Here is a 25,646-nt window from a genome sequence, read left to right on the forward strand (position 1 = left end):
TTTAATAGCTGCCAGCGCACTTGCAGCCTGCGCCAGAGGGCAACTGGTTTGTCAAAGCCCCAGCTTGCGCTGCAAAAAGTCCAGCCTGTCCTGGCCCCAGAACATCTCGCCTTCGACCACGTAGGTGGGCGCGCCAAACACGCCCGCGTCGATGGCGGCCTGGGTGTGCGCTTCCAAGCGCGCCAGCGTGTCGGCGTCTTTGGATTGCGCCAGCCGTTCGGCGGGCAGGTCGGTTTCTTCCAGCAGCTCGGTCAAGGTGCCGTCGTTGGCGATGTCGCGCTCTTCGCGCCAGCAGGCGGCCAGCACGGCGCCGGCCAGGCGCATGGCGGCGGGCATGCCGTCGGCGTGCGCCACGGCGGTGATCAGCAGCGACGAAGCAGCGGCGTCCACCGGGAAGTAGCGCGGCTGCACGTTCAGCGCCACGCCCAGGTGGTCGGCAAACCGGCGCAGTTCGACCAGGCGGTAGGCCTGGCGCTGCGCCGCGCGCTGGAGCAAGGGCAGCCCGCCTGAGACCGCGAAGATGCGGCCATAGTCCACCGGCAGCACGCGCACGTCGCGCCGGTGCGCGGCCAGCAGCGCCGCCAGGCGCTCGTGCCCCAGGTACGCCCAGGGGCTGGGGGTGGCGAAGTAGTAGTCGATGGCGCGGTCCACGGTGGTCTCCTGTTCCTGATAATGCCTGGGCGTTTTTTACCCCGACCACGGCATTCTTGCAGGAGACAGGACATGGGCGACAAGGTATTGCTGGTCACCGGCGGCAGCCGCGGCATTGGCGCCGCCACGGCCCGGCTGGCTGCGGCCGACGGCTGGGCGGTGGCGGTGAACTACACCGCCAATTCACTGGCCGCCGACGAGGTGGTGCGCGCCATTCGCGCGGCGGGCGGGCAGGCCATCGCCGTGCAGGCCGACGTGGCCGATGAGGCGCAGGTGCTGAAGATGTTTGCCCACATCGACGCCAAGCTGGGCCGCCTGACGGGCCTGGTCAACAACGCGGGCGTGGTGGACCAGGCCCAGCGCGTGGAAGACATGAGCGTGGCGCGCTGGCGCCGCATGTTCGACATCAACGTGATCGGCAGCATGCTGTGCGCGCGCGAAGCGGTGCGGCGCATGGGCCCGCGCGGCGGCGGCGCGGGCGGCGCCATCGTCAACGTATCCAGCGCGGCGGCTCGGCTGGGCTCGCCGGGCGAATACGTGGACTACGCGGCGGCCAAAAGCGCGATCGACGCCTTCACCATCGGGCTGGCCAAGGAAGTGGCCGCCGACGGCATCCGCGTGAACGCGGTGCGGCCCGGGCTGATCGAGACCGAAATCCACGCATCGGGCGGGCGCCCCGACCGCGTGGCCGCGCTGATGGGCCAGGTGCCGATGCGTCGCGGCGGCACCCCCCACGAGGTGGCAGAGCTGATCGTCTGGCTGCTGTCCGACAAGTCGCCTTACACCACCATGTCCTTGATCGACGTGTCGGGCGGGCGGTAGGCGCTGGCACCCCGCCCGCCGCCGCGGCCTTTGCACCCATGAGACAGCGCGCCGCGCCGCCGCCCACTACGATGCGCCCAAGCCGTGCCGGGCGCCCCGGCGCCTGCCCACCACCCAACCGGACATCACCGTGAACGCACCCGCCACCCCCGCCATCCAGTACTACTGGGAAGACCTGCCCGTGGACACCACCATCGACCTGGGCAGCCTGACGGTGGACCGCGACGAGGTGCTCGAATTCGCCGGCAAGTACGACCCGCAGCCCTTTCACCTGAGCGACGAGGCGGCCGCGCAATCCATGTTCGGGCGCCTGGCCGCATCGGGCTGGCACACCTGCGCGATGGTGATGGGGCTGATGGCGCGCAACTTTCTGCTGCAGTCGTCCAGCCTGGGCTCGCCCGGCCTGGAAAAACTGAAGTGGCTGAGGCCCGTGTACCCCGGCGACACGTTGACGGTGCGCCAGCGCATCGTCGAATCGCGGCCGATGGCCTCGCGCCCGGACGTGGGCCTGGTGCGCTCGGTGTGGGAGGCGTTCAACCAAGACGGCGAACAGGTGCTGATGATGGACGGCTACGGCATGTTCCGCCGCAGAACGCCCGGCGAGGCGGCTAGCGTGGCCGCGCCTTCGCCCGCGAATTGAAGGCATTTAGCCTTCCAGCGCCCGCGCAGTGGGCGGCGGCAGCTATGAATAATGCAGCAATCTGCGGATCGGGTGCATTCGGCTGCCGCAACGGCAGCGGCCGCCTTCGACGCGGTGCTGACGGCTCGGTGAAGTGAAGTGAAGCGCGCCCAGCGCACCTGGGACCGCGCCACGCGCTGGCGGCCACACGCCAACCTCATCACACGGTGATTCGGCGGATGCGCCGTTTCAGCGCGCCGCAGGCACCGGCACGCTTTGCACCCAGGCCACGGCCTGCCGCACCGCTTCGTCGGTCGCGGCGCGCAAGGCGGCCACGCCACCGGGCGCGTCGGCGGTCTGCGCGGGCTTGCGCACGACAACGGTGTGCTGGCCCAGCAGGCGCTGGGTGGCCGAAGCGGGGGCGATCAGCGTCAGGCGCAGGCGCACCACGCCCTCGCTGGCATTGGGGCCGCTGAACACTTGCGAGAAATCGTCCAGCTGCGCGCGCAGCTCGACCTGCGCCAGCCCCATGCCCACGTCGACCACCGGGCGCGTGGCGGAAAACGCTTCGCGCAGGCGCTGGCTGACCAGCTGCGGCGGCGACATTACCCAGCGCGCCTGCGCGTAGGGGCGCGGCTGCTGGCCGTCGCCGCTGTACAGCAAGCGGTAGACGACCGAGGTGCCGTCAATGGCGGCGTTGGCTTCGACCGAGTCCATGGCCAGCGCCGGGCCGGTGGCGGTGGTGCTGGCGGCCAGCGGCAGCGGCGGGCCCAGGTCGTAGGGCTCGGGCCGCACGGGCTTGTCGGGCAAAGGCAGCGAACAGGCGCCCAGCATGAGGGCCGAAGCCAATGAAAGAAAAACGGCCCTGGCGCCGGCCAGATGTGCGCGAGCAGCTATCAATTTCATAGTTTCTCCTCAAGGGCCGCCAGGGGCGGTGGCGGGCGCCTGAAAGCCGGGCTCGCCGGGGCCAGCGGGCACGGTGCCAGAGCCGTAGATGAACGCCTGCGGGTTCTCGCTGAGCGCATTGGCGATGCGGTCCAGCCGGCGGATGGTGCGGCTGGCGTCTTCGGTCAGGTTCTGGATGCGCGGCAGCGTGGTGTTGGTGACGGTGCTGGCGCCTTCGCTCATGCGGTCCACCACGCCGCCGGGGCCGGTGACGCGCTCGACGCCCTTGCCCAGCTGGCCCACGGTGGTGTCCAGGTTGGCGGCGGTCACGCGCACCTGCGAGGCGGCCTTGTCGATGGTGGTGAGCGTGCCGCTGGTCTGCTGGACCAGCCCCTCCAGCTTGATGCTCTGGATGGTCTTGTCGGTGTGGCTGGCCAGCTGGTTCACGCTTTTGGCGGCGGCGCCCAGCTCGGTCAGCGCGTTGCTCAGCGCGGCCTGGTTTTCAGCGCCCAGCAGCTGGTTGACGCGGTCGGTGGCCTGCCCGACTTTCTCGACCAGGGTGCTGGCCATGTCCTGCAGCTGGCCCAGCGCATTGGGCTTGAGCGGAATGCGCGGCACGCCGTTGGGGCCGGCCGTGGGCGCGGCGGTCGAGCTGCCGTCGTCGTCCAGCTGCACGAACGACAGGCCGGTGACGCCCTGGAAGGCCAGCGTGGCGAAGGTGGACTGGGTGACGGGCGCGTTGCGGTCCACGGCCAGCTCAACCAGCACGTTGCCGGGCTTGTCCGGGTCGAAGTCGATGTTGGTCACCTTGCCGACGGCCACGCCCTTGAAGCGCACGGCGGCCTGCGGCTGCAGGCCGGTGACGGCGTCGGTGGTGGTCATTTCGTAGCGGCTGGTGCTGACCGTGTCGCGCATCAGCCACATGACCATGCCGACCAGCAGGGCGGTGACGGCCAGCACGAACACGCCGGCCGCGAACGCATGGGCTTTGTTTTCCATGGCGGTTATTGTCCTTTCTGCGGCGCGGGGGCGCCGGCGGGGGTGTCGTCAGCGGCGGGCGTGCTCGGGCGCTGGATGTGAAGGTCTTCCATCGCGCGCAGGCCGCGGTCGCCCAGGAAGAAGTGGCGGATGAAGGGGTGGTCAAAAGCCAGCACTTCCTTGACCGGCGCATTGATGATGACGTGCTGGTCGGCCAGCACCGCCACGCGCGACGACAGCGCGAACAGCGTGTCCAGATCGTGCGTGACCATCACCACCGTCAAGCCCAGCTCCTCGTGCACCGAGCGCAGCAGGGTGACGAAGGCATCGGAGCTGTCCGGGTCCAGCCCCGCCGTGGGCTCGTCCAGCATGAGCAGCGGCGGGTCCATGATGAGCGCGCGCGCCAGTGCCACGCGCTTGATCATCCCGCCCGACAGGTCGGCCGGCATCTTGGTGGCGTCGCCCGGCTTCAGGCCCACCATCTCCAGCTTGATCATCGCCGCCTCGCGCACCAACTCGGGCGGCAGCGCGCCGGTTTCGCGCAGGGGAAAGGCGATGTTGTCCAGCACGTTGAAGGCCGAGAACAGCGCGCCTTGCTGAAACAGCATGCCCACGCGCGCGGCCGCGCCTTCGCGCGTCAGCTGGCTGACGGGCTGGCCCAGCACGGTGATCGTGCCCTTGGCCGGGGTGTTCAGCCCCAGAATCTGCCGCAGCAGCACCGTCTTGCCGGTGCCAGAGCCGCCCACCAGCGTGAGCACCTCGCCGCGCAGCACGGTCAAATCCAGGTCTTTGTGGACCACCACTTCGCCCCCGCCGACCACGGGGAACACGCTCCACAGCCCCTTCACCTCGATCAAGGGCTGGCCAGCGGCGGGCAAGCCGGGGCCGGTCTTCGGCGTGGCGACGGCTTGGCTTTCGGGCAAGGCGTTCATGCGCTCAGATCCCGATGCTTTTGAACATGATGGCGAACAGGGCATCGATCAGGATCACGGCGGTGATCGACGCCACCACGGACGAGGTGGTGCCCTCGCCCAGGCTCTCGGTATTGGGTTTCACACGCAGGCCGAAATGGCAGGCGATCAAGGCGATGGCCTGGCCGAAGACGACCGACTTGGCGATGGCCAGCGTCAGGTTGGCCACCGGCACCGCCTTGGGCATGGCCTCGATGAAGTAGCTGGGCGTGATGCCCAGGGTGAGGTCGGCCGCCAGCATGCCGCCGATCAGCGCGGCCAGCGTCGTCCAGATCGAAATCAGCGGCATGGCGATGGACAGCGCCAGCGCGCGCGGCATGACCAGGCGAAAGCCGGTGGAGATGCCCATGACGCGCATCGCGTCCAGCTCTTCGGTGACGCGCATCACGCCGATCTGGGCGGTGATGGCCGAGCCGGAACGCCCGGCGATCAGCACCGCCGCCAGCAGCGGGCCCAATTCACGGATCAGCGCCAGGCCCAGGATGTTGACGATGAACGTCTCGGCGCCAAACTGCCGCAGCACCGAGCTCATCAGGTACGCCAGCACCACGCCGATCAAGAAGCCCACCAGCGCCGTGATCGGCAGCGCCTGGGCGCCGATGCGGTACAGGTGGCCGGAAAAATCGCGCCACGGCCCGCGCAGCGGCCGGGCCGCCAGGCGCAGCAGATCCAGCGCCAGCTGGCCCATCAGCGCCACGAAGTCGCGCACCTGCTGAACGCCCTTGACCACGGCCAGGCCCAGCGCACCGACGCGGTCGCTGAAGGTCACGGGCGGCGCCTCGGGCGGGGGCACCTTGCTGAACTGCGCCACGCGCTCCAGCACGGCGCGCTGGTCTTCGTCGGCCTCCAGGCGGGCGGGCCATTGGCGCTGCCAGTGGTCCCACAGCAGCAGGGCGCCCAGGTGGTCCAGCGACTGGATGGGGCGCAAGTCCCAGCCGGCCGCGCCTTTCTGCGCGTGCAGCGCGCTGGAAACCGCCCGCAGTGCCGCGGGCTGCGTCAGCTGCGCGGCCGTCCAGTGCCCGTGCAGCACGGCGACCACGCCGTCGGGCGTCTGGTCGGTGGCAATGCTGGGCGCGGCGTCGGACATGCGTTGGGCTGGTTGGAAGCGGGCTGCGTCGGTCGGCGAGAAAGCGGTAAGAAAAGGCTACGGTTCAGCAAGATTGGCAAGCAAGCGAAGCGGCGCTGGGGCCGCGCGCGTGCCATTTAGGCTTGGGCTGCGGCCATCCCTCGAACCGCCGGCCCCACCGGCTGCCAGGCTCGGCAAAACCGCGATGGTAGCGCCCCGCAGGCCCGTACACCGCCGGGCGCATCGCGCTTGGCTTTGTAGGCGGACGGCGCACGTTGATTGATGGCCAGCCAGCACTGGTGCCGGCCCCAGCGGCAACGATCTCACGCACCGGCCGGATTGGTTACGATTTTTTCCTCTTGTATGTGGAAAAGGTCACTCGCGCCTTTAGGATCAGCAGATTGTCACAAGGAGAAAGCATGGCACTTCAAGGACCGTTTTTCGGCAAGCGCGACGAACCCACCCCAGCGCGCGCGCCGGGCAGCTCATCACTGGGCGGCACCAGCTCACTCGGTTCGGCCGGTACTTCTTCCACCGCACAGCCAGCTTTCGCACCCGCAGCCCCCGCTGCCACGCCATCGCCCGTTGCGGCGGTGGAAAGCGGCGCCAAACTCACCGTGGGCCCCAACATCAAGCTCAAGGGCGTCGAGATCACCGACTGCGACACGCTGGTGGTCGAAGGCACCGTGGAAGCCACGATGAATTCGCGCGTGATCCAGATCGCCGAGCAGGGCGCCTTCAAGGGCTCTGCCGAGATCGACATCGCCGAAGTGCACGGCGTGTTTGATGGAAACCTCACGGTGCGCCAAAAACTGGTGATCTTCTCGACCGGCAAGGTCACCGGCAAGATTCGCTATGGCAAGATCGTGATCGAGGAAGGGGGGCAACTCTCCGGTGAAATCACGTTCGGCACTTCTGGCGACAGCGCCAGCGCATCGTCATCCAGCAAAACCACTGGCGCCAAAGGCGAGCCGGTGGCCGTTCCGGCCTGACGCGCCTTCGGATGGCGGCCAGGCATTGGCCGCATCAAAAATCATAGCATCCGGCGCAAGCCGGTACTGCGCCAAGACCGTTTCGACGGTCTTTTTTTCGTGCCGCGCACGCTGGTGGCCGCTCGCCCTGGCGGCGGCGATGGCCGGCTGCGCCAGCGATGCGCCGGTGGACCGCGGCACGGTGCAGGGCGCCGAGTTTCACGCCAGCGAGCTGATCCAGAGCGAGGGCAACCGCGTCACGCAGGTTGGCATGCGCGCCAACGAGGCCAGCCTTTTGCAGCTGGCCGACAAGCTGTACCGCCGCAACCCCGGCGAATGGCGCAAGACCGCGCCCAACCGCGACGCGGCGCTGGACCTGATCCAGTCGGCCATGACCAACGGGCAGGCGTGGGCGCCATTGGGCGGGCGGCGCGACGTGAGCGCGCTGTCGCTCTCGCTGTCGCCCGAATTCACCGGCGACCGCGTGGCCGCGTTCATCCTGAGCTGCCACGACACCATCGTCACCGCCCACGGCGGGCGGCGCGACTTCTACTACCTGAACGGGGTCGACCCGCAGCACATCTACAACGCCGCGCGCAACATGGAAACGGCGCTGTGGGTGCTGAACACGCGCCGTGGCCCCGGCGGCCAGCCGCTGCTGCTGGCCAACGAGATCGGGCCCGATCAGCGCAACCTGAGTTTTGAGCGCGAGTTCGGCAAGATCATCGGGCGCCTGGATCTGTTGGCCGCCTACACGACCGAGCGCTACCGCCGCGCGGCCATCGGCTACGTGCAAGGGCTCGTGGCGGCGCCGGTGCTGGCTTTCCTGCCGGTCAAGTGAGCGCCCCGCGCGACTTTCCCACGAGGGCGCGGGTGCAATAATCCGCCGCAAAAGCGGCCGCTGCCGCGCAAGCGCCGGGCCCCGCCCGGGTGCCCCAAGGCGCCACCGGCTGCCCGCGCCGCACGCACGCGGCGGCACACGGCTCTTACCCTTTACTTCCGGAGAAATCGCATGAGCATCAACACGGTTGGCGTTGTCGGCGCTGGCACCATGGGCAACGGCATTGCGCAGGCCTGCGCCGTTTCGGGCATCAACGTGGTCATGGTAGACATCAACCAGGCGGCGGTGGACAAGGGCCTGGCCACCATCGAGAAAAGCCTGGACCGCCTGCTGCAAAAAGAAAAGATCACCGAGGCCGACAAGGCCGCCGCGCTGGCCCGCGTGAAGGGCTCGACGCGCTATGAAGACTTCCAGGGCGCCGATCTGGTGATCGAGGCCGCCACCGAAAACCGCGAGCTGAAGACCAAGATCCTCAAGCAGCTGGACGAGCTGCTGGCACCCGAGGTGATCGTGGCCACCAACACCTCGTCGATCTCGATCACCGCGCTGGCCGCCGCCACGGGCCGCGCCGACCGCTTCGTCGGCATGCACTTCTTCAACCCCGTGCCGATGATGGCGCTGGTGGAAATCATCCGCGGCCTGCAGACCAGCGACGCCACGCACGACGCCGTCAAAGCGCTGGCCGAAACGCTGGGCAAGTCGCCCATCACCGTCAAGAACGCACCGGGCTTCGTGGTCAACCGCATCCTCGTGCCGATGATCAACGAAGCCTTCTTCGTGCTGGCCGAAGGCCTGGCCACGCCGGAAGACATCGACGCGGGCATGCGCCTGGGCTGCAACCACCCCATCGGCCCGCTGGCCCTGGCCGACATGATCGGCCTGGACGTGTGCCTGGCCGTCATGGAGGTGTACCTGGACGAGTTCGGCGACAGCAAATACCGCCCCTGCCACCTGCTGCGCGAATACGTGGCCGCCGGGCGCCTGGGCCGCAAGACCGGCATGGGCGTTTACAGCTACGCCAAGTAAGCGCGGCCGCGCCCGCTGCACACCGGCCGCCCGCAAGACCTTGCACCGGCCGGTGTTTTTGGTGCCGTTCAATTGCACACAATTTAATTGAGAGAAACAATTCCACCCATGCCCACCAGCGCCGCCACAGTCCAGCCGGCCCCAGCGCCCCAGTTGCTGCTGGACCACCAGCTGTGCTTTTCGCTGTATGCCGCCTCGTTGGCGATGACGCGGCGCTACCAGCCGCTGCTGACCGAGCTGGGCCTGACGTACCCGCAGTACATCGCCCTGCTGGCGCTGTGGGAGCACGACGACGTCACCGTCTCGGCGCTGGGCGATCGGCTGGCGCTGGATTCGGGCACGCTGACGCCGCTGCTCAAGCGCATGGAAGCGTCCGGCTGGGTGACGCGCGAGCGCGACGCCGCCGACGAGCGCCGCGTGCGCGTGCGCCTGACGCCCGCTGGCCGCGCCCTGCGCGAACGCGCCCAACACATCCCCACGTCGCTGCTGGCCGGCAGCGGCGTCACGGCCACGCAAGTGCGCCAACTCACGGCCGAGCTGCAGGCGCTGCGCCAGCGGCTGGAAGGCTGACCGGCCCATTGTTTCCCCAACCCTCCGAAAGGAAAGCCCCATGACCACGCCACTCGACAAAGTTCTGTACACCGCCCACGCCCACACCGTGGGTGGGCGCGACGGTGCGTCGCGCACCGACGACGGCCGCCTGGACATCAAGCTCACGCCCCCCGGCCAACCCGGCAACGGCACCAACCCCGAGCAGCTGTTTGCCGCCGGCTACGCCGCCTGCTTCATGGGCGCGATGAAGGCCGTGTCGGGCAAGCTGAACGTGGCCGTGCCCGCCGACGCCGCCATTGACTCGGAAGTGCACCTGGGCCCCACCCGCCACGGCTACGGCATCGCCGTGCGCATGAAGATCAGCCTGCCCGGCCTGGACGCCGACACGGCCCAGAAACTGGTGGCCGCCGCGCACGAGGTGTGCCCGTATTCCAACGCCACGCGCGGCAACATTGCGGTGGATTTGACGCTGGCCTGATCTGCGACCGCCTGTAGCTGGGCGGCAAGGCCTTCAAGCCAAAATAGCTGTCAGCGCAGGCCCCACCAGCGCTGGCAGCTATTATTTTTGTAGTATTTAACTGACATCACCGCACCAGGGCGCAGCGGCGCAAAGCCCGCAGCGCCCCCGGCTCGCCCCAGCGCCGACCGCTGGGCGCTGCCGAATCAGCCCGGCGCCAGCCGCGCCAGCGCGTCCTGCACGTCGCCCGCGCTGATGACTTCGCTCAGCACGATCGGCGCCTTGCCCGGTGCCTGCAGCACGTACACCGGCACCCCTGCGCGGCCCAGCTTTTGCAGCTCGGCGGTGATCTGCGGGTCGCGGCGCGTCCAGTCGGCGCGGAAGGTCTGCACGCGCGCATCGTCCAGCGCACGCAGCACCGCCTCGTTGGCCAGCGTGGTCTTCTTGTTGTATTGGCAAGTCACGCACCAGGCGGCAGTGAAATCGACGAACACCGGCCGCCCTTCGGCCAGCGTTTGCTGCACGTCGGCGGGCGACCAGCGCTGCCAGCGTGCGCCAACGGTGCTGGCTGCGGCGGCAGGCGCCGCCTCGGCGCGGGTGACCATCGGCCCGAACGACCACAGCATGAAAGCGCCAAAGGCCAGCGACAGGCCCGTCAGCGCCACGCGCGTGCGGCCCGTCAGGCCCAGCGACCACAGCAGCAGCGCCAGCACCACCAGCAGCGCCAGCAGCGCGCCCGCGCCGTCCACGCCGCTTTGCTGGCCCAGCACCCATAGCAGCCACACCACGGTGCCGAACATGGGGAAGGCGAGGAACTTGCGCAGCGTGTCCATCCACGCGCCGGGGCGCGGCAGCAGTCGCGCCACCCCCGGCAGCCAGCTGGCCAGCAGGTAGGGCAGCGCCATCCCTAAGCCCAGCGCGGCGAACACGGCCAGCGCCTGCCATGCGGGCAGCGCCATCGCCAAACCCAGCGATGCGCCCATGAACGGCGCGGTGCAGGGCGAGGCCACCGCCACCGCCAGCACACCCGACAGCAGCGAATTGGCCACCGGGTGGCGCGCCTCCATCGACGTCACGCTGCTGGGCAGCATGCGCCCAAACTCAAACACGCCCGCCAGGTTCAGCCCGATCACGGTGAACAGCGCCGCCAGCGCCGCCACCACCGCGGGCGACTGCAACTGAAAGCCCCAGCCCAGGTGTTGCCCGGCCGCGCGCAGCGCCAGCACCAACGCGCCCAGCGCCAAGAACGACAGGACCACGCCCACGCTGTAGGCCACACCGCTGATGCGGTGCGCGCGCTGGTCGTTGGCGTGCTGCGCAAAGCCCAGCACCTTGATGGCCAGCACCGGAAACACGCAGGGCATCAGGTTCAGCACCAGCCCACCGAGCACGGCGCCCAGCAGCGCGAAAAGGAAAGTGCCGGTGGGCACCGGCGTGGCCGTGCCGGGCGGCGCCGCCGCATTGGCGTCGCCAGCGGTGCCACCCGTGGAGTTCTGCGCATTCGCCTTCAGCGCCGCTTCCAGCGCGGGCGAGACCACCGCCGCCTGCGCCACCGCTGGCCACGCGCCTTGCACCACCGCGTCGGCGCGCCAGCCCTGCTGGCCGGCCACCAGCACCAGGGGCATTTTCTCGGGCGATTCGCTGCGCTCGGGCGACACGGGCACGTCGGCCGTCCACACGTCGCCGTCCCAGCGCTGCGTCCAGGTGCGGGGGCCGGCGGCTTCGCCGGGGGCGGCCTGGGTGGCGCCGGTCAACAGCACGTTGGGCGTTTCAGCGAACAGCTCCAGCGTTTGCCCGCGCGCGCTGGCGGGCAGGCCGCTCACGCGCACGGCCAGGCGCTGGCCGCCGTCGGTCAGCGCGACCTGCTGCGTGCCGCCCAGCGGCGCGGGCTGCTGCTTGAGGGCCGCATCAAACGCGGCGGCGTTCAGCGCGGTGGAGCTGCGCAGCGGCAGCTTGAGCGCGAATTCGCCCTCCTGCGGAATGCATTCCTTGCGGCAGACGAGCCAAGTGGCCTTCAGGCGCACGTCCATCGCCTCGTCCAGCACGCCGGGCTTGTATTCGGGCGTGATGATCAGCGGCACGGGCAGCAGCACCGTGTCGTCGTAGCCGTAGTTGGCCAGCTGGCCGATGGGAATCTTCTTGGGCAGCGGCCAGGCGATGTCGCCCGCCATCACGCCGGGCGGCAGCGTCCACTGCAATTCGGTGGGCATGCCGGAATCGCCCGCGTTCTTCCAGTAGGTATGCCAGTGCGGAGCGTGGGTGAATTGCAGGCCCACCCACACGGGCTGGCCGGTGGCGGCCCCGGGCTGCAGGCCGATGGGCACGCCCTGCGGCGCGTGGGCCAGCAAGGTGGCCTGCACTTGCTCGGTCTTGACTTCCGCTTTAGGGACGTTTTGGGCGTTGGCGCCCGTCCACACTGCGCTGACAGCTATCCAAAACATAGCGATCAGCGAAATTCTCAGCGCGCGCGCACAGGCCATGACCCCAACCAGAAGACAAACGAAATAGGAGCCACTGTGCACCGCAATGGTTCCACGTGGCCGGGATTGCGTCGCGGGCTTGCCGCGCGCCAGCTGCGAATGTCTCACAAACATGGTAATTTTTGATATCACCTGAGTCATGTCCACTCGCGCGACCGGTGTCTCGCCGGTTCGCCGGGCCCGTTGTAAGGAGCCCTGCCGCCATGCGACTGTCGTTCTCGTCCGCCCCCAACGTCCCCCACTTGCTGGGCCCCTGGGTAGAGCGCCTGCGTACCCGCCTGGATTTGCCGCTGCTGCTGCGCTGGCAGGGCGGCAGCGGCTTCAAGCTGGGCGAGTTTGACCAGCCCCGCGTCACCATCGACGTGCTGGACGCCACCGGCGCGGCGGCGTTGCTGTCGCCCTCGCTGGACAACCTGGGCCAGGCCTACGTGGAAGGCCACATTGACGTCACCGGCACCGTGCAAGACGTGGTGGACATGGCCTACGGCCTGGCCGACGCCGGCGCGCAGCAGGACGCAGGCGGCCACTGGCTGGGCCGCGTGGTGCACCACCTGACCGACGCCACCAGCCACACCAAGGCGGCCGACCGCGAGGCCATCCACTACCACTACGACGTGTCCAACGCCTTCTACGCCGAATGGCTGGACCCGGCGATGGTCTATTCCTGCGCCTACTTTGAAAACGGCGACGAAACCCTGGCGCAGGCGCAGGTCAAGAAGATCGACCACATCCTGACCAAGCTGCGCGTGCAGCCCGGCCAGCGGCTGCTGGACATCGGCTGCGGCTGGGGCGCGCTGGTGCTGCGCGCGGCCGAGCGCTTTGGCGCGCGCTGCGTGGGCATCACCCTGTCGCAAAACCAGTTTGACCTGGCCACCGAGCGCGTGCGCGCCGCCGGGCTGCAAGGCCGCGTCGAAATCCGCCTGCAGGACTACCGCGAGGTGCACGAGCCTTTCGACCGCATCAGCAGCGTGGGCATGTTCGAGCACGTGGGCCTGAAGAACCTGCGCGCCTACTTCCAGCAGATCCACGACCTGCTGACGCCCGACGGCTGGGCGCTGAACCACGGCATCACCTCCAGCGATGCGCAGAACGGCGAAACGCGCCACGGCGGCGGCCGATTCATCGACCGGTACGTCTTTCCCAACGGCGAGCTGCCGCACATCGGCACCGTGCTGACCACCATGCAAGAGGGCGGCCTGGAAGCGCTGGACGCCGAAAACCTGCGCCGCCACTACGTGCGCACGCTGCGCTGCTGGAGCGAGGCGTTCGAGGCCAAGAGCGCGCACCTGAAAACGCTGGTCGACGACAAAACCTGGCGCATCTGGCGCGTGTACCTGGTGGGCTGCCAATGGTCGTTTGAGCACGACGACATCGCGCTGTTTCAAGTGCTGTGCCACCGCGCCGGGCAGCCGGCGCAGGGGCTGCCTTGGTCGCGGGGGTGGATGTACGAAGGCGCGAGCGGGGTGCACCCGCACTAGCTGGCGAGTGCCTTGACGCGTTCTTTGTTTGCCGGGGAATTGGCCGTTGGCGCTGGTGGGGCCTGCGGTAGCAGCTATCTTTTTTGATGTTCGCTTGGGTTGCTGAGGGCGGGGGCTGCGTCTCGGCCCGGCGGCCGACCTGCTTTCTTTTGCTTCGCCAAAAGAAAGCAGGCAAAGAAAAGGCGACCCCGCTGGCCGTGTCCCTCCGCTCCGCTGCGGGCAACCTGCGATGCTCGCGGGAGAGGCGCTGCCGTAGAACTCGCTGCGCGCTTGCAGCGCTTCGCTCGGACAACTGCGGCAAGTCAGATCACGAAGCGTGGGCATCCTTCGGTGCCCCCGCGCGCCTCACCCGCTGCGCTTCTCGGCACGTCCAGAGGGGTGGGAAGTCCAACTCGGGCCATCGCTGCGCTCGGCCTGGATGCACGGGCGTGCTGGGCGACTTCCAGACACTTAGCCGCTGCTGGGGCCGCCTCCCATGTTGGCTCTCCCCACCCACGCTTCTCTTTCTGCGACTGAAGCCAGCGCCGGGGGGGGGGCGATCGGGCAGGTTCGGTACGGTCGAGTTCAGGCGGGTCAAGTGGCGTCGAGTTCGACAACCCATTGCATCGCATCCTGTGGCACCCAACACCGAGGGCCGAGCGCAGCGATGGCCCGTGTGGTGCCCCACTCCCTTCTGGATGCGCCTGGGTCGGGGTGCTGGCGGGGTGGCGGCTGCACCGCAGGATGCAGCCGCTTCGTGAACTGACTGGCCGCAGTTGTTTGAACGAAGCTGCGCAGCAGCGAAGTGAGTTCTGCGGCCCACCCCGCCAGCGCCCCGATCCAGGTTGCCCCGCAGCGCAGCGAAGGGGTCGCAGCCAGCAGGGTCGCCTTTCTTTTGAGTCCTTTTCTTTGGCGAAGCAAAGAAAAGGACTTCGGCCGCCGGGCCGAGACCCGGCCTCTGCCTTCAGCCAAGCTCACCCAGCATCAAAAAAGATAGCTGCCAGCGCAAGCAGCACCTGCGCCACAACCCCAAAACGCCCTCAATCCAACGTAATCTTCAAATCCTTGATCAGCTTGTGCCACCGTGCGTTCTCGGATTTCAGCAGCGCCGCGTAATCGGCCGAGCTGCTGCCCACCGGCTCCACGCCGAACTCGATCAGTTTTTGCGAAATGGCCGGGGTATGGATGGCCGCGGCCACCTGCTTTTGCAGCGTGGCCTTCACGTCTGCAGGCAGCGCGGCGGGGCCGACCAGGCCCACCAGCGCGGCGGATTCCACGCCCTTGATACCCAGCTCATCGAAGGTGGGCACGTCGGGCAGTTGGGGCAGGCGCTTGTCGTTGGCCACCGCCAGCGGGCGGATCTTGCCGGACTTGATGAAGGCCGCGCCGGCGGCCATGTCCACCATCATCACGGGGATTTGCCCGCCTGCCAGGTCGGCCAGTGCGGGCGCCGCGCCGCGGTAGGGGATGTGCACCATGTGCACGCCGGTGCGCGACTTCAGCATTTCCATGGCCAGGTGGTGCGGGCTGCCCGCGCCGGCCGAGCCGTAGCTGATCTTGCCGGGGGCGGCCTTGGCTTTGGCGAGGAAGTCCTTCGCGCTCTTGGCGTCGGCGCTGGGGCCGGCCACCAGGATCATCGGAAAGCGGCCCATCAGCGTGATGGGCGTCAGATCCTTGTCGGGGTTGTAGCTGAGCTTGCTGTACAGCGCGGTGTTGAACGTCATCGTGCCGTTGTCGGCCGACAGCACGGTGTAGCCGTCGGGTGCGGAGCGGGCCACTTCTGATGCGGCAATGGCGGTGTTGGCGCCGGGCTTGTTGTCCACCAGCACCGTCTGGCCGACCTGCGTGGTGAGTTGCTGGCCAATGGTGCGCGCCAGAAAGTCCGAGCCGCCGCCCGCCGGGTAGGGCACCACCCAGCGGATGGGTTTGGACGGGTAGGCCTGCGCCAGCGCGGCGCCGCTGGCCAGGGTGAGGGTCAGGCCCGCCAGCAGGGCGGAAGCGATGGGCTTCATGGTGGTTGGGCACCCCAATCGAAGTAGGATGCTAGAACAGGGTGCGTAAGCGTACTTCCCATGGCGGAATACGGCACCCGGATTTCCCCCGATTCACCGCCCTGCCAAGCCCCGCCTGACGATGCCCCGAACCTCAACCGCAGTGCCCCCGCCAGCCGTCATCGCCAACGGCAACGCCAACGAACCGACCGCCAGCGCGCCCACCGCGCGGCGCCGCCGCGTGCAGTCGGCCGAGACGGGCATGGGCATCCTGAAGGCGCTGGCCCGCCTGGGCGGCGCGGCCAGCCTGACGGCGCTGGCGCAGGCGGTGGACGAAAGCACGGCCAAGGTACACCGCTACCTGGCCAGCATGGTCGAGGAAGGCCTGGTCACGCAGGACGCGGCCAGCCAGCGCTACGTGCTGGGGCCCGAGGCGATCCACATCGGCCAGGCCGCGCTGCGCCAGTGCGACCCGATCCGCGCGGGCGAGCCCGCCCTGCTGCAGCTGCAGGCCGAGCTGGGCGCGACCTGCTTCATCGCGGTGATGGGCAACCTGGGGCCCACTATTTTGCGCATCGAAGAGCCGCCGCTGGCGGTGGTGGTGAATGTGCGGGCCGGCTCGGTGCTGCCCCTGCTGTGGTCGGCCACGGGGCAGGTTTTTATGGCGCTGGGCGCCGGGGCGGCCCTCAGGGTGCAGGCGCAGCAGGAATGGGCGCGCGCCACCCCGCGCCAGAAAGCGGTGCTGCCAGACGCCGCCGCCATCGACGCCCTGTGCCTGCAGGTGCGCACACAAGGCTTTGCCAACGTGCAGGATTTGCTGCTGCCGGGCATCAGCGCCGCCGCTGCGCCGCTGCGCCGGCACGACGGGGCCGTGGTGGGCGCCCTCACGGCCCTGGGCGCGACAGGCGGTTTTGACGCGCGCCCAGGCGGTGACGCGGTGGGGCGCCTGTGCGCGGCGGCCGCGTCGGTCAGCGCGCAACTGGGTTTTCTGAACGCATCGCCGCAGCGCTGAGCAGGGCGCCGCCTACGGTGCAACAGGGTTTCCACCGACAAATAGGACACCGAAGGGGGCCCTAAGATGCCAGTGCGGCTGCATGACAGCCGTGTTCAATTCACACCTGAGGGATATCTCATGAAGCGCCTTGTTGGCATTCTTTCTGCCGCCGCCATCACTGCAGTTTGCAGCACCGCTTTTGCCCAGGCGCCAGCAGCGCCTGAGACCAACGCAGCCATGGCGCGCGACGCCCAAAACCCTGGCGGCGCCCCTACCGGTCCGCGCACGCGCCCGGCCGTCAAGCCCGAAACCAATGCCGACATGGCGCGCGATGCCGAGCCCGTGCAAAAGCGCGTGAAACGCGCCGACCGCAAAGCCAAGGCACCGAAAAAACGCCGCCCGGCGCCCGCCACGCAGCCTGAAACCAACGCGGACATCGCCCGCGACGCGCAGAAGCAGTAAGCCAGCAGCGACGGCGCCATCCATCGGCGCCGCGCCTTGCACAAGCCAGCCTTCGGGCTGGCTTTTTGCTGGGCGGGCGGATCACCGCAGCCGCAGCGCATGGGCCACGGCGCGACGGCGGGCGCGCTACAGCGCCAGCACCAGGCGCTGACCGGCCGCGCGCGAGCAGCACACCATCATGCGGTCTTGCGCATCGCGCTCGGCGCGGGTCAGCACCACGTCGCGGTGGTCCACGGCGCCGCCCAGCACCCGCACTTCACACGAGCCACAGAGGCCTTCGCAGCAGTCGCTGGGCACGTCGATGTTGGCGGCTTTCAGCGCGGCCAGCACGGTTTGATCCGGCGGCACGTGCACGCTGATGCCGGAATCTTTCAGCTCTACGTCAAAGCCGTGTTCCTTGGCCGGGTCCAGCGTGGGCGCGTCGGTCTGAAAGCGCTCGGTGCGCAGCGCGTCGGCCGGCCAATGCGCGGTGGCCGCTTCCAGCGCACTCAGCATGCGCGCGGGGCCGCAGGCGTAGATGCGGGCACCGGGCTGCGGCGTAGCCAGCAAGGCGGCCAGGTCGGCGCGCTGGCCTTCGGCCTTGGCGTGCACCACCAGCCGCGCGCCGTGGCGCGCTTGCAGCGCGGCCAGCAAGGGCATGTCGGCGCGGCTGCGGCCGCAGTAGTGCAGCACGTAGTCGCGCCCCAGCGCCTGCGCGCGCTGCGCCATGGCGGCGATGGGGGTGATGCCGATACCGCCGGCAACAAAGATCAGCTTCGGTGCGCCTTCGTCCAGGCGAAAGTGGTTGCGCGGCCCGCGCACGCGCAGCGCGGCGCCTTCGCGCAGGTGGTCGTGCACCCAGGCCGAGCCGCCCCGGCTGGCCTCGTCGCGCAGCACGGCGATCTCGAACGCGTGCGTGTCGGCCGGGTCGCCACACAGCGAGTACTGGCGCGACAGGCCGGTGTCGCCACACTCGATGTCGATATGCGCCCCCGGCTGCCAGCGCGGCAGCGGCGCGCCGTGCGGGCTGACCAGGCGCAGCTGCACCACATCGCGTGTCAGGCGGGTGACGCGCGCCACCACCAGGGGGCGCGACACGGTGTGGCGGGACGGCTCGCCCATGCGCACCGGCTGTTCGTGCCGCAGCAGCGCCGGCTGCGTGCGCTCGGGGTTCCGCGCTGGGTCCCATTCCACCCACAGGTGCTCGGGGCCACGGAACGAGGTGTTGGGCACGTAGCTGAAGGTCTGCTCAGCCAGCCGCATGTGCGGCAGGCGGCGGGTGAATTCCTCCAGGAAGATCTGCATTTCCATGCGCGCCAGGTTCTTGCCCATGCACTGGTGCGAGCCGTAGCCAAAGGTCAGGTGATCGCTGGCGTTGTCGCGGCGGATGTCCAGCAGGTCGGCGTCGGCGAAGTGCCGCTCGTCGTGGTTGGCGGACGAGGTGACGATCAGCAGCTTGCTGCCGGCCGGGATGTCGATGCCGCCGACCTGCGTGTCGGCCGTCACCAGCCGGCGCCAGGCCGCCACCGAGCCGTTGTGGCGCAGGCACTCTTCCACCGCGTTGGGAATCAGGCTGGGGTCTTCACAGATTTCGCGCCACACGTGCGGGTGCTGCAGCAGCAGCTTCATGGCGTTGGCGGTGGCGTTGGCTGTGGTTTCGTGCGCGGCGACGATGCCCGCCATCATCATCGAATGCAGGTACGAATCGGTCACCACCTCGGGGTGTTCGCGCTGCTGGCGCAGGCCGTACTGCATCCAGCCGGGCGCCTCGGGGTCTTGGCGCATCTTGTCCAGAATCTGCCCCGCCAGCTGCCAGAAGTTGCCCACGGCGTGCGCCACCGCCACCTGCTCCTCCGGCTTGGGCCGGCCCCAGGTGTTGACCGTATGGGCAATGCTGTACTGGCGCAGCTGATCCATGTCGTCTTCGGGCACGCCCAGGAAGTGCAACGCCACCGTCAGCGGCACTTCCCACAGCATCTGGTCCACCAGGTCGGCGCGGCCATCGTCGATGAAGCGGTCTACATACTCGCGCGCCAGCTGGCGCACCAGCGGCTCATGCGCCTTCAGGTGTTCGGGCGTGAAAGGCTCCATCAGCACGCGGCGGCGCGGCATGTGGGCAGGCTCGTCCTCGTTCACCAGGGTGCGGTTCAGCGCAAAGCCGTACTGCGCCAGCACGGCATTCGCCTCTGGCCCCGTGGGTGTGATCTTTTCCAGCGCGATGGACGGGCTGAAGGTGAGGTTGTCGCGAAAGATCGCCTTGATGTCGTCGTAGCGCGTAACCACCCAGTAGCCGAGCCTGGGGCTGAAGAACACCGGCTCCTGCTCGCGCGACCAGCGCACGTAATCGGGCGGGTCTTGCTGGTAGCCGTCTTCAAAGGGGTCGAAGGCGGCGGCGCCTGCCGTCACCGGGCAGCCGGTGGGGCCCGTCTGACCGGTCAGGGCGCTGTGGTCGAACGGGCAGCGGGCGGCGTCAGCGCGCACGGGCGCGGCAGAGGCGTCGGGGGTCATGGTGGGCGATCTGTCTCAGTGATTGCGTTTTGCGTAATTTGACTACGCAACGCGCAATCTAGCAAGATCATGAGCAATCGTCCCGCGCGCCATTCGCTGGCGTGATTTGGAGTGGCTACACGATGGCTTGATCAAGGCGTGCGCGTTCCCTCACTTGTAAATACTCCCCGACTAGGCCCGTTCCGCCAGATAGGTAAGCTAGAACTCACCGCAGCGACACCATTACACCAACCTGCTGCGCATCCTGAACAAGACATCAAATTCATATGCGTCCGATCAAGAGCGCCGTCCAAAACGCGGCTCGGGAACTTCCTGCTGTTTTCCTACGTAAATTACTGCTTCGGAAGGCCAAAGAAGCTGAAATTCCCACACCCAAAAAATTCTCGGAAGCTCTTGCCGCACATCTGCTCGCAGGAGGAGCCGGGGAGTTTGTATGGACTTCACCGCGAGGAAAGGGCGAAAAGAGTTTTAACCTAACACTCACTGACGAAGATATCGGAGAGCTCGAAGCAAACATTGAAAACGCAATCGAGAAATTTCCGATTGCCATTACCAAGGCCTCAGATCGAGTCAGCCGTCTATCCTTTGACAACCTATGCCAAAAATGGATTGACGAGTACAAACTTCAATCGGAGGATTTCGATTCGTTCCGAAACCGTTTGAATGAGAGATGGGGTGTTGGGCTTGATCATTTGCGGATGCTCCTTACCTGTTGCCGGGAGTTGGGATACGAGAGTTTCAAGCGTCACAAAAGATCACGCTCCTTTCGTCATCACTATCGTCGATGGGTCTTGCTACGCCTCCATGTGCGCTCATGCCAAGTGGCAGATGAGGTCATCTGCCTCATGGAAAACGGCTTTGCCGATGGCGCCTTAGCGCGCTGGCGAACTCTTCATGAGATCGCGGTTGTTGCCACATTAATTGCTGAGGGCGACGAAGCACTCGCGGAGCGGTACATCCTGCATGACGATGTGGAACTCAAACGTCAGGCGGACGACCATGACGCTACGCAGGTGCCGATGGGGTTCTCACCGATTGGCAAACGACAACGATCAGCAATCGAGCTCCGCTACAAAGCCGCGATTGACCGCTTCGGTAAAGCCTTCGCATCACCATATGGCTGGGCTGCGGACGCGTTGGAACTCAAAAAACCGACATTTAAGGATCTCCAGGAAAAAGCTGGCCATCAAGCGATGAATAGCTACTACAAGTTGGCTTCTTTTAATGTTCACGCAGGGGCACGGAGTCTCTTTTTTAACCTCAGCTCGATCGGAACCCAGGAAATCCTTCTGGCTGGTCGCAGTAACGCGGGACTTTTTGAGCCAGGTGTTAGGACAGCGCAAACGCTCGCTCTGATTACTAGCCTCTACGTGGAACCTGGCTCTGATATGGACCGTTTAACCGAGCTCAAGACCATATTGCGAATCCGAGATGCCGTGATGCCCGCGTTAAAAGCGGCAGACGAACTTTTACACCGCGACGAGATGTCCCGCCTGTCCAGGCTGGCCTCGCGTAGGGCGCGAAGCAAGCGAATTGACCAACGCTCGCCATAGCGCCACGCTCCGATCACCGCCCCGCCTCCCGATCCTGCACAGTGACCTGGTCATGGTGCCCCCGCACCTCGAGCGGCCATTGCGCCTTGATTGATGTACGACAGCACGGCCACTATGTCGGCGCCGCTCGGGACGCCGGCGTAGGCCGGCATGGTGCTGGCGTAGTCGGTCTGGCGATGGTGGCGGGTGATGGCGAACAGCTGTTCGTCCGGGTGGTGCTAGGTGTGGCCGCTGGCGTCGTGCGGGGGCGCGGGCAGCATGTCGGTGGGGCCGCGTTCGCGCCAGTCGGGCTAGCCTTCGCCCTAGGCGCCGTGGCAGGCGGCGCAGTGCCGGGCGTAAAGGGCGGCGCCGCGCGTGACCAGGGCCGCGGCGGCGGGCGCGGGGTGGACGGGGTCGGGCGGACGGACGGGGTCGGTTCGGTCATGCGCGCGCCTTGCGCTGTCACCCGCCCAGCGCGTCTGCCAATGCACGAATCGCTCTGTTTTCAATAGCTGGCCGCGCAGGTCGTTGTGGCGCTGAAGGCGAATTTGGCTTGAAACCCATTAATCCTTAGCGGTGGCTCTGAAACACCCGGCTGCTGCCATCCCGCAGCACCAGCACCGTGTCGTACGCATCCCTCCGGCCGCCGTAAACGGGGCCGTCCATGCCGGGTGAGCCGACGGGCATGCCGGGCACGGCGAGGCCCAATGCCTTGGGCTTTTCCTTCAGCAGGCGTTTCACGTCCGCCGCGGGCACATGGCCTTCGACCAGGTAGCCGCCCACCAGCGCGGTGTGGCACGAGGCGTACTGCTTGGGCAGGCCCAGCTTGGCGCGCACGGCGTTGCTGCCGCTGTCGTGCGTGGTCACCTGGAAGCCGCTTTGCTGCATGTGGGCGATCCAGTCGCCGCAGCAGCCGCAGTTGGGGTCTTTCCAGACTTCGACTGCAGGCGCGTCGGCCGCCGGGGTGCGTGCCCACAGGGGCGCGGCCACGCCCGCGGCGGCGCTGGCGGCCAGCCAGCGCAAGGCGGTGCGGCGCGGAGGGTGGGCGGCGGTGCTGGGGTGGGTGGCGGGTTTCATCGTGAATCAATCCTTGGCGAATGGGCGGTGCGGGGGCCTTGCGTGGGCCGTTTGCGCTTGTACCAGCGCGTGGCGGGTGGTTGGCGGCCTGTTCAATGAACCCAAGTGTGGGCGCAGCGCCGTGCGCCGTCAAAACCAGAAGCTGACGCCCGCCACCCAGCGCGTGGTGCCGGCCCGTTCACCGCCTGCGCGCAGCAGATCGGCCGTGCGGCCAAAGCCGCGCTGCCATTCCACGCCCACATAGGGCGCGATCTGCGGCGTGATTTCATAGCGCAGGCGCAGCCCGGCGATGGCGCTGCTCAGGCCCCGGCCAACGCCGCGCGCGGCGTCGTCACGGCTGTTCAGCGTCCACTCGGTGCGCGGCTGCAGCACCAGTTTTTGCGCGAGGTAGGCGTCGTACGACAGCGCCAGCCGCAGCGCGGCGCGACCGCCCTGGCCCAGGTAGGCGGTGGCGCGGGTGTCGATGTTGTAGGGCGCCGTGCCTTCGACCCCAAACGCCAGCCAGGTGCGCGCGGGCCCTTGGCCGCCGTCGATGCGCAGGCCCAGTTGCGTGTCCCAGAACGGCGCGACGGCGTAGCCCCACAGCAGCTCGGTGCGCGCATCGTGCAGGCGGCCGCGCGCGGCGTCGCCTTCGAACTTGATCAGCGCCTGGTGCGCGCCGCGCGTCACGCGCAGCTCGCCTTCCAGCGCGGTGGCGTCGGGGCCGTGGCGCGCCACCGCACGTTCCAGCCGGTCCACTCGCAGGCTGGCGAACGGGTGCTGGTCGTGCAGGTGCAGCGGCGCCACGCCGGGCAGGCTGTAGGGGCCGCTGCCACGGGTAAAGCCGTCGGCGTAGGCATCGGGGTCGCGCGCATCGGGCGGCGGGCGGCCGCCTTGCATGGGTTGGGGACTGGCGGCGTGGTTCATGCCGGGCATGGCGTGGGCCGGTGCGGGAGCGACAGGCGCGGGGGCGCGTGACGGCGCGTTGCCGTGGCCCATGGCTGCGTGATCCATGTTGGGCATGGCCGAGGCCGGTGCGGGCGCGGCGCGCGCGAAGGCGGGCGACGGCGTGCCGCTGGCCGATGCGGACGGGGGCGCAGAGGTGGGCGTCGCCGCCGGCACGTCCGGCGGGGTGGCGTGCAGCGTGTGGCCAGGGTGCATCGCGCCGTGGTCAATTCCGGGCATGTCCGCCATGCCCTTGGGCAGTCCGGGCGGGGCCGGCGTGATGGCCGACGCGGCGGGCGTTGAGGGCAGCGCGGCCGCCGCGGGCATGCCGTGGTGGGTGTGCGCGCCGTCCTGCGCCGCGGCGTTCGTGGGCCAGAGCGAGGGCATCAACGCTATGCAAAACATAGCTTCCAGCGCAAGTGGCTGCTGCGCCAGCAGTCGATTTGGCTTGTATTCGATGTTCATGACACCAGCACCTCGCGGAACATGCCCATGTCCATATGGAACATCAAATGGCAGTGCCACACCCAGCGCCCCAGCGCGTCGGCGGTGACGAGGAAGCTGACGCGCTGCGCGGGCTGCACGGGCACGGTGTGCAGGCGCGCCTGAAAGGCGCCGCTGGGCGTTTCCAGCTCGGACCACATGCCGTGCAGGTGCATGGGGTGGGTCATCATGGTGTCGTTGTGCAGGATCACGCGCAGGCGTTCGCCGTGGCGGAAGTGCACGGGGCGGCTGTCGCCAAAGGGCTGGCCGTCGATGGACCAGTCGTAGCGGGCCATGTTGCCGGTCAGGTGCAGCTCTACCTCGCGCCCGGGGCCGCGCGCGTCCAGCGGGCCGCCAAGGGTGTGCAGATCGGCCAGGGTGAGCACGCGGCGGCCGTTGCCGCGCAGGCCCGCGCCAGGGTCGTCCAGATTCGCGCGCGGGGTGTTGACGCGCATGTCGGTGGTGTAGGCCCACTCGGTGCGCGCGTGGCGCACCTGCCGGCTGGGTTGGGCGATGGGGTTGCTGGCGGGCTGGGCTGGGGTGGCTGACGCGGCCGGTGATGCGCCGCCATGGCCCATGGCGGCGTGGTCCATCGCGCCGGGCGACATGGCAGCGCCGCCCATCGCCATCGAAGCGCCGGGTGCGCCCTGGGCTGCTTGGCCCGCCCCGCCCATGCTGCCGTGATCCATGCCACCGCCCGCCATGTCGCCCATCATGTCCGCCATGCTGAGCGGCTGGAACGGGTCCAGCGGGGGCACGGGCGCGGCGAGTCCTGGGCGCACGGCCAACGTGGCGCGGGCGTAGCCGGTGCGGTCCATCGCCTGGGCGAACACCGTGCAAGCGTCTTGCGAGGGTTGCACCAGCACGTCGCAGGTCTGGCCGGGGCCGAAGCGGAATTCGTCCACCGTCACGGGCTCCACCAGTTGCCCGTCCATCTGCACCACCGTCAGCTGGTGGCCGGGGATGCGCACGTCGTAAAAAGTGTGGCCCGCGCCGTTGATGCAGCGCAGGCGCACGCGCTCGCCGGGGCGGAACAAGCCCGTCCAGTTCTGGCCGGGGCCGCAGCCGTTGGCCAGGTAGCTGAGCGTGGTGGCGGACAAATCCGACAGGTCGGTGGGGCTCATGCGCATCTGGCGCCACATTTGCCGATCAGCCAGCGCCTGGGCCACGCCTTGCTGGCGCGCATCGCGCAGGAATTCGGGCACGGTGGGCTTGTGCGGGCTGTACGCCTCGGCATGCGCGCGCAGGCCAGCCAGCACCGCCATGGGGTCGTCGCCCGTCCAGTCGGACAGCAGCAGCACGTGGTCGCGGTCGGCGCGCAGCGTCTCGCCCCCGCGCGGCTCGACGATCAGCGCGCCGTACAGGCCCGTCAGCTCCTGCATGCCCGCGTGCGAGTGGTACCAGTAGGTGCCGCTTTGCCGCAGCGTGAAGCGGTAGGTGAAGGTGGCACCCGGCGCAATGCCCGCAAAGCTGACGCCGGGCACGCCGTCCATATCAAACGGCAGCAGGATGCCGTGCCAGTGGATGGACGTGGTTTCGCGCAGGCGGTTGGTCACGCGCACGGTGACGGTGTCGCCCTCGCGCATGCGCAGCGTGGGGCCGGGCAGGCTGCCGTTGACGGTGGTGGCCACGCCCGCGCGGCCGTCGAAATCCACGCGCGTGGTGTCGATGACCAGGTCGAACTCGGTGCCGCGCAGCTCGGGCGGTGTGCCGGTGCGCGCTGCGGGCAGTTGCTGCGCCCACGCCGGGCCGAGTGTCGCCAAGGCGCCCAGACCGGCAACCGACCGCAGAAAGCGCCGCCGTGGCGGCAAGGCAAGCCCTGGGGCAAGAAAAACAGACATGGCGTGCAGTCTGCGGCGCGCGCGCCGTCCGCAGGCTGACTGACGGATGACATTTCTGTTATCTGCCCGTCAGGCGCGC

General features: G+C 68.4%; 22 protein-coding genes. 11 read left to right on the forward strand and 11 right to left on the reverse strand.

Going from position 1 to position 25,646, the window contains the following annotated elements; all coding sequences use genetic code 11:
• Positions 1-51 precede the first annotated feature (51 nt).
• A complete protein-coding gene (locus C6570_RS02565; RefSeq protein ID WP_106701778.1) occupies positions 52-651 on the reverse strand; it encodes a 2-hydroxychromene-2-carboxylate isomerase in 600 nt (199 codons plus the stop codon).
• A gap of 72 nt (positions 652-723) precedes the next feature.
• Between C6570_RS02565 and C6570_RS02570 the strand changes: the two genes are divergently transcribed.
• Together C6570_RS02570 and C6570_RS02575 are read left to right on the forward strand one after the other, a co-directional pair.
• Complete coding sequence (locus C6570_RS02570; protein WP_106701781.1) at positions 724-1,473, forward strand: SDR family oxidoreductase; 750 nt, start codon at positions 724-726, stop codon at positions 1,471-1,473.
• 130 nt (positions 1,474-1,603) lie between these two features.
• A complete protein-coding gene (locus C6570_RS02575) occupies positions 1,604-2,113 on the forward strand; it encodes a MaoC family dehydratase (protein ID WP_106701783.1) in 510 nt (169 codons plus the stop codon).
• A gap of 228 nt (positions 2,114-2,341) precedes the next feature.
• Here the strand turns inward: C6570_RS02575 and C6570_RS02580 are convergent, their stop codons facing one another.
• Genes C6570_RS02580 through C6570_RS02595 form a run of 4 tightly spaced genes read right to left on the reverse strand, consistent with a single transcriptional unit; the run spans position 2,342 to position 6,013 of the window.
• Positions 2,342-2,998, reverse strand: coding sequence for an ABC-type transport auxiliary lipoprotein family protein (locus tag C6570_RS02580; protein ID WP_106701786.1), 657 nt, complete (start codon positions 2,996-2,998; stop codon positions 2,342-2,344).
• 9 nt (positions 2,999-3,007) lie between these two features.
• Positions 3,008-3,976: an MlaD family protein gene (locus tag C6570_RS02585; protein ID WP_106701788.1), complete on the reverse strand. Its 969-nt coding sequence runs from the start codon at positions 3,974-3,976 to the stop codon at positions 3,008-3,010.
• A 5-nt stretch (positions 3,977-3,981) separates the two neighbouring features.
• Positions 3,982-4,887 (reverse strand): ABC transporter ATP-binding protein, encoded by a 906-nt coding sequence (locus C6570_RS02590; protein WP_106701790.1) that lies wholly within the window; start codon positions 4,885-4,887, stop codon positions 3,982-3,984.
• A gap of 4 nt (positions 4,888-4,891) precedes the next feature.
• Complete coding sequence (locus tag C6570_RS02595) at positions 4,892-6,013, reverse strand: MlaE family ABC transporter permease (RefSeq protein WP_106701793.1); 1,122 nt, start codon at positions 6,011-6,013, stop codon at positions 4,892-4,894.
• A gap of 398 nt (positions 6,014-6,411) precedes the next feature.
• On the opposite strand from C6570_RS02595, the gene C6570_RS02600 reads away from it, so the two are divergent.
• From C6570_RS02600 to C6570_RS02620, 5 genes are all read left to right on the forward strand, one after another.
• Positions 6,412-6,984 carry a bactofilin family protein gene (locus C6570_RS02600; RefSeq protein WP_106701795.1) on the forward strand — a complete coding sequence of 191 codons (573 nt, stop codon included), beginning with the start codon at positions 6,412-6,414 and terminating at the stop codon, positions 6,982-6,984.
• 139 nt (positions 6,985-7,123) lie between these two features.
• On the forward strand, positions 7,124-7,804 hold the full coding sequence (locus C6570_RS02605; RefSeq protein WP_245896272.1) for a hypothetical protein: 681 nt from the start codon (positions 7,124-7,126) through the stop codon (positions 7,802-7,804).
• A 171-nt stretch (positions 7,805-7,975) separates the two neighbouring features.
• Positions 7,976-8,830: a 3-hydroxybutyryl-CoA dehydrogenase gene (locus tag C6570_RS02610; protein ID WP_106701797.1), complete on the forward strand. Its 855-nt coding sequence runs from the start codon at positions 7,976-7,978 to the stop codon at positions 8,828-8,830.
• A 108-nt stretch (positions 8,831-8,938) separates the two neighbouring features.
• Positions 8,939-9,400: a MarR family winged helix-turn-helix transcriptional regulator gene (locus tag C6570_RS02615; protein WP_106701799.1), complete on the forward strand. Its 462-nt coding sequence runs from the start codon at positions 8,939-8,941 to the stop codon at positions 9,398-9,400.
• A gap of 40 nt (positions 9,401-9,440) precedes the next feature.
• Positions 9,441-9,860, forward strand: coding sequence for an organic hydroperoxide resistance protein (locus C6570_RS02620; RefSeq protein ID WP_106701801.1), 420 nt, complete (start codon positions 9,441-9,443; stop codon positions 9,858-9,860).
• Positions 9,861-10,045: 185 nt separating this feature from the next.
• On the opposite strand, the gene C6570_RS02625 is transcribed toward C6570_RS02620, so the two are convergent.
• Positions 10,046-12,280, reverse strand: coding sequence for a protein-disulfide reductase DsbD family protein (locus C6570_RS02625; RefSeq protein ID WP_245896273.1), 2,235 nt, complete (start codon positions 12,278-12,280; stop codon positions 10,046-10,048).
• A gap of 242 nt (positions 12,281-12,522) precedes the next feature.
• On the opposite strand from C6570_RS02625, the gene C6570_RS02630 reads away from it, so the two are divergent.
• Entirely contained in the window at positions 12,523-13,797 is a 1,275-nt protein-coding gene (locus C6570_RS02630; RefSeq protein ID WP_106701805.1) for an SAM-dependent methyltransferase, read from the forward strand.
• A 1,019-nt stretch (positions 13,798-14,816) separates the two neighbouring features.
• Here C6570_RS02630 and C6570_RS02635 read toward each other — a convergent pair.
• Positions 14,817-15,788 (reverse strand): Bug family tripartite tricarboxylate transporter substrate binding protein, encoded by a 972-nt coding sequence (locus C6570_RS02635; protein ID WP_106701807.1) that lies wholly within the window; start codon positions 15,786-15,788, stop codon positions 14,817-14,819.
• A gap of 121 nt (positions 15,789-15,909) precedes the next feature.
• On the opposite strand from C6570_RS02635, the gene C6570_RS02640 reads away from it, so the two are divergent.
• Together C6570_RS02640 and C6570_RS02645 are read left to right on the forward strand one after the other, a co-directional pair.
• Positions 15,910-16,779 carry an IclR family transcriptional regulator gene (locus C6570_RS02640; RefSeq protein ID WP_106701809.1) on the forward strand — a complete coding sequence of 290 codons (870 nt, stop codon included), beginning with the start codon at positions 15,910-15,912 and terminating at the stop codon, positions 16,777-16,779.
• A gap of 120 nt (positions 16,780-16,899) precedes the next feature.
• Entirely contained in the window at positions 16,900-17,223 is a 324-nt protein-coding gene (locus C6570_RS02645) for a hypothetical protein (protein WP_106701811.1), read from the forward strand.
• Between the two features lie 126 nt (positions 17,224-17,349).
• On the opposite strand, the gene C6570_RS02650 is transcribed toward C6570_RS02645, so the two are convergent.
• A complete protein-coding gene (locus C6570_RS02650; RefSeq protein ID WP_106701813.1) occupies positions 17,350-19,710 on the reverse strand; it encodes a cytochrome P450/oxidoreductase in 2,361 nt (786 codons plus the stop codon).
• Positions 19,711-19,976: 266 nt separating this feature from the next.
• On the opposite strand from C6570_RS02650, the gene C6570_RS17910 reads away from it, so the two are divergent.
• Entirely contained in the window at positions 19,977-21,263 is a 1,287-nt protein-coding gene (locus C6570_RS17910; protein WP_123812192.1) for a DUF5677 domain-containing protein, read from the forward strand.
• Positions 21,264-21,812: 549 nt separating this feature from the next.
• Here C6570_RS17910 and C6570_RS02660 read toward each other — a convergent pair.
• The 3 genes from C6570_RS02660 to C6570_RS02670 all read right to left on the reverse strand — a co-directional run bounded on the left by C6570_RS02660 (position 21,813) and on the right by C6570_RS02670 (position 25,567).
• Entirely contained in the window at positions 21,813-22,319 is a 507-nt protein-coding gene (locus C6570_RS02660) for a DUF411 domain-containing protein (protein WP_106701816.1), read from the reverse strand.
• A 129-nt stretch (positions 22,320-22,448) separates the two neighbouring features.
• Positions 22,449-23,198, reverse strand: coding sequence for a copper resistance protein B (locus C6570_RS18555; RefSeq protein ID WP_425437918.1), 750 nt, complete (start codon positions 23,196-23,198; stop codon positions 22,449-22,451).
• 506 nt (positions 23,199-23,704) lie between these two features.
• A complete protein-coding gene (locus C6570_RS02670; RefSeq protein WP_106701818.1) occupies positions 23,705-25,567 on the reverse strand; it encodes a copper resistance system multicopper oxidase in 1,863 nt (620 codons plus the stop codon).
• Positions 25,568-25,646: the final 79 nt, after the last annotated feature.

Source organism: Ottowia oryzae, assembly GCF_003008535.1.
Lineage (GTDB): Bacteria > Pseudomonadota > Gammaproteobacteria > Burkholderiales > Burkholderiaceae_C > Ottowia > Ottowia oryzae.

Coding starts and splice junctions, on each gene's coding strand:
- C6570_RS18555 (WP_425437918.1), bottom strand. CDS start 23,198: ATGCAAGGCGGCCGCCCGCCGCCCGATGCGCGCGACCCCGATGCCTAC.
- C6570_RS02615 (WP_106701799.1), top strand. CDS start 8,939: ATGCCCACCAGCGCCGCCACAGTCCAGCCGGCCCCAGCGCCCCAGTTG.
- C6570_RS02650 (WP_106701813.1), bottom strand. CDS start 19,710: ATGACCCCCGACGCCTCTGCCGCGCCCGTGCGCGCTGACGCCGCCCGC.
- C6570_RS02635 (WP_106701807.1), bottom strand. CDS start 15,788: ATGAAGCCCATCGCTTCCGCCCTGCTGGCGGGCCTGACCCTCACCCTG.
- C6570_RS02660 (WP_106701816.1), bottom strand. CDS start 22,319: ATGAAACCCGCCACCCACCCCAGCACCGCCGCCCACCCTCCGCGCCGC.
- C6570_RS02620 (WP_106701801.1), top strand. CDS start 9,441: ATGACCACGCCACTCGACAAAGTTCTGTACACCGCCCACGCCCACACC.
- C6570_RS02610 (WP_106701797.1), top strand. CDS start 7,976: ATGAGCATCAACACGGTTGGCGTTGTCGGCGCTGGCACCATGGGCAAC.
- C6570_RS02670 (WP_106701818.1), bottom strand. CDS start 25,567: ATGTCTGTTTTTCTTGCCCCAGGGCTTGCCTTGCCGCCACGGCGGCGC.
- C6570_RS02600 (WP_106701795.1), top strand. CDS start 6,412: ATGGCACTTCAAGGACCGTTTTTCGGCAAGCGCGACGAACCCACCCCA.
- C6570_RS02590 (WP_106701790.1), bottom strand. CDS start 4,887: ATGAACGCCTTGCCCGAAAGCCAAGCCGTCGCCACGCCGAAGACCGGC.
- C6570_RS02595 (WP_106701793.1), bottom strand. CDS start 6,013: ATGTCCGACGCCGCGCCCAGCATTGCCACCGACCAGACGCCCGACGGC.
- C6570_RS02640 (WP_106701809.1), top strand. CDS start 15,910: ATGCCCCGAACCTCAACCGCAGTGCCCCCGCCAGCCGTCATCGCCAAC.
- C6570_RS17910 (WP_123812192.1), top strand. CDS start 19,977: ATGCGTCCGATCAAGAGCGCCGTCCAAAACGCGGCTCGGGAACTTCCT.
- C6570_RS02580 (WP_106701786.1), bottom strand. CDS start 2,998: ATGAAATTGATAGCTGCTCGCGCACATCTGGCCGGCGCCAGGGCCGTT.
- C6570_RS02630 (WP_106701805.1), top strand. CDS start 12,523: ATGCGACTGTCGTTCTCGTCCGCCCCCAACGTCCCCCACTTGCTGGGC.
- C6570_RS02570 (WP_106701781.1), top strand. CDS start 724: ATGGGCGACAAGGTATTGCTGGTCACCGGCGGCAGCCGCGGCATTGGC.
- C6570_RS02605 (WP_245896272.1), top strand. CDS start 7,124: ATGGCCGGCTGCGCCAGCGATGCGCCGGTGGACCGCGGCACGGTGCAG.
- C6570_RS02645 (WP_106701811.1), top strand. CDS start 16,900: ATGAAGCGCCTTGTTGGCATTCTTTCTGCCGCCGCCATCACTGCAGTT.
- C6570_RS02585 (WP_106701788.1), bottom strand. CDS start 3,976: ATGGAAAACAAAGCCCATGCGTTCGCGGCCGGCGTGTTCGTGCTGGCC.
- C6570_RS02625 (WP_245896273.1), bottom strand. CDS start 12,280: ATGTTTTGGATAGCTGTCAGCGCAGTGTGGACGGGCGCCAACGCCCAA.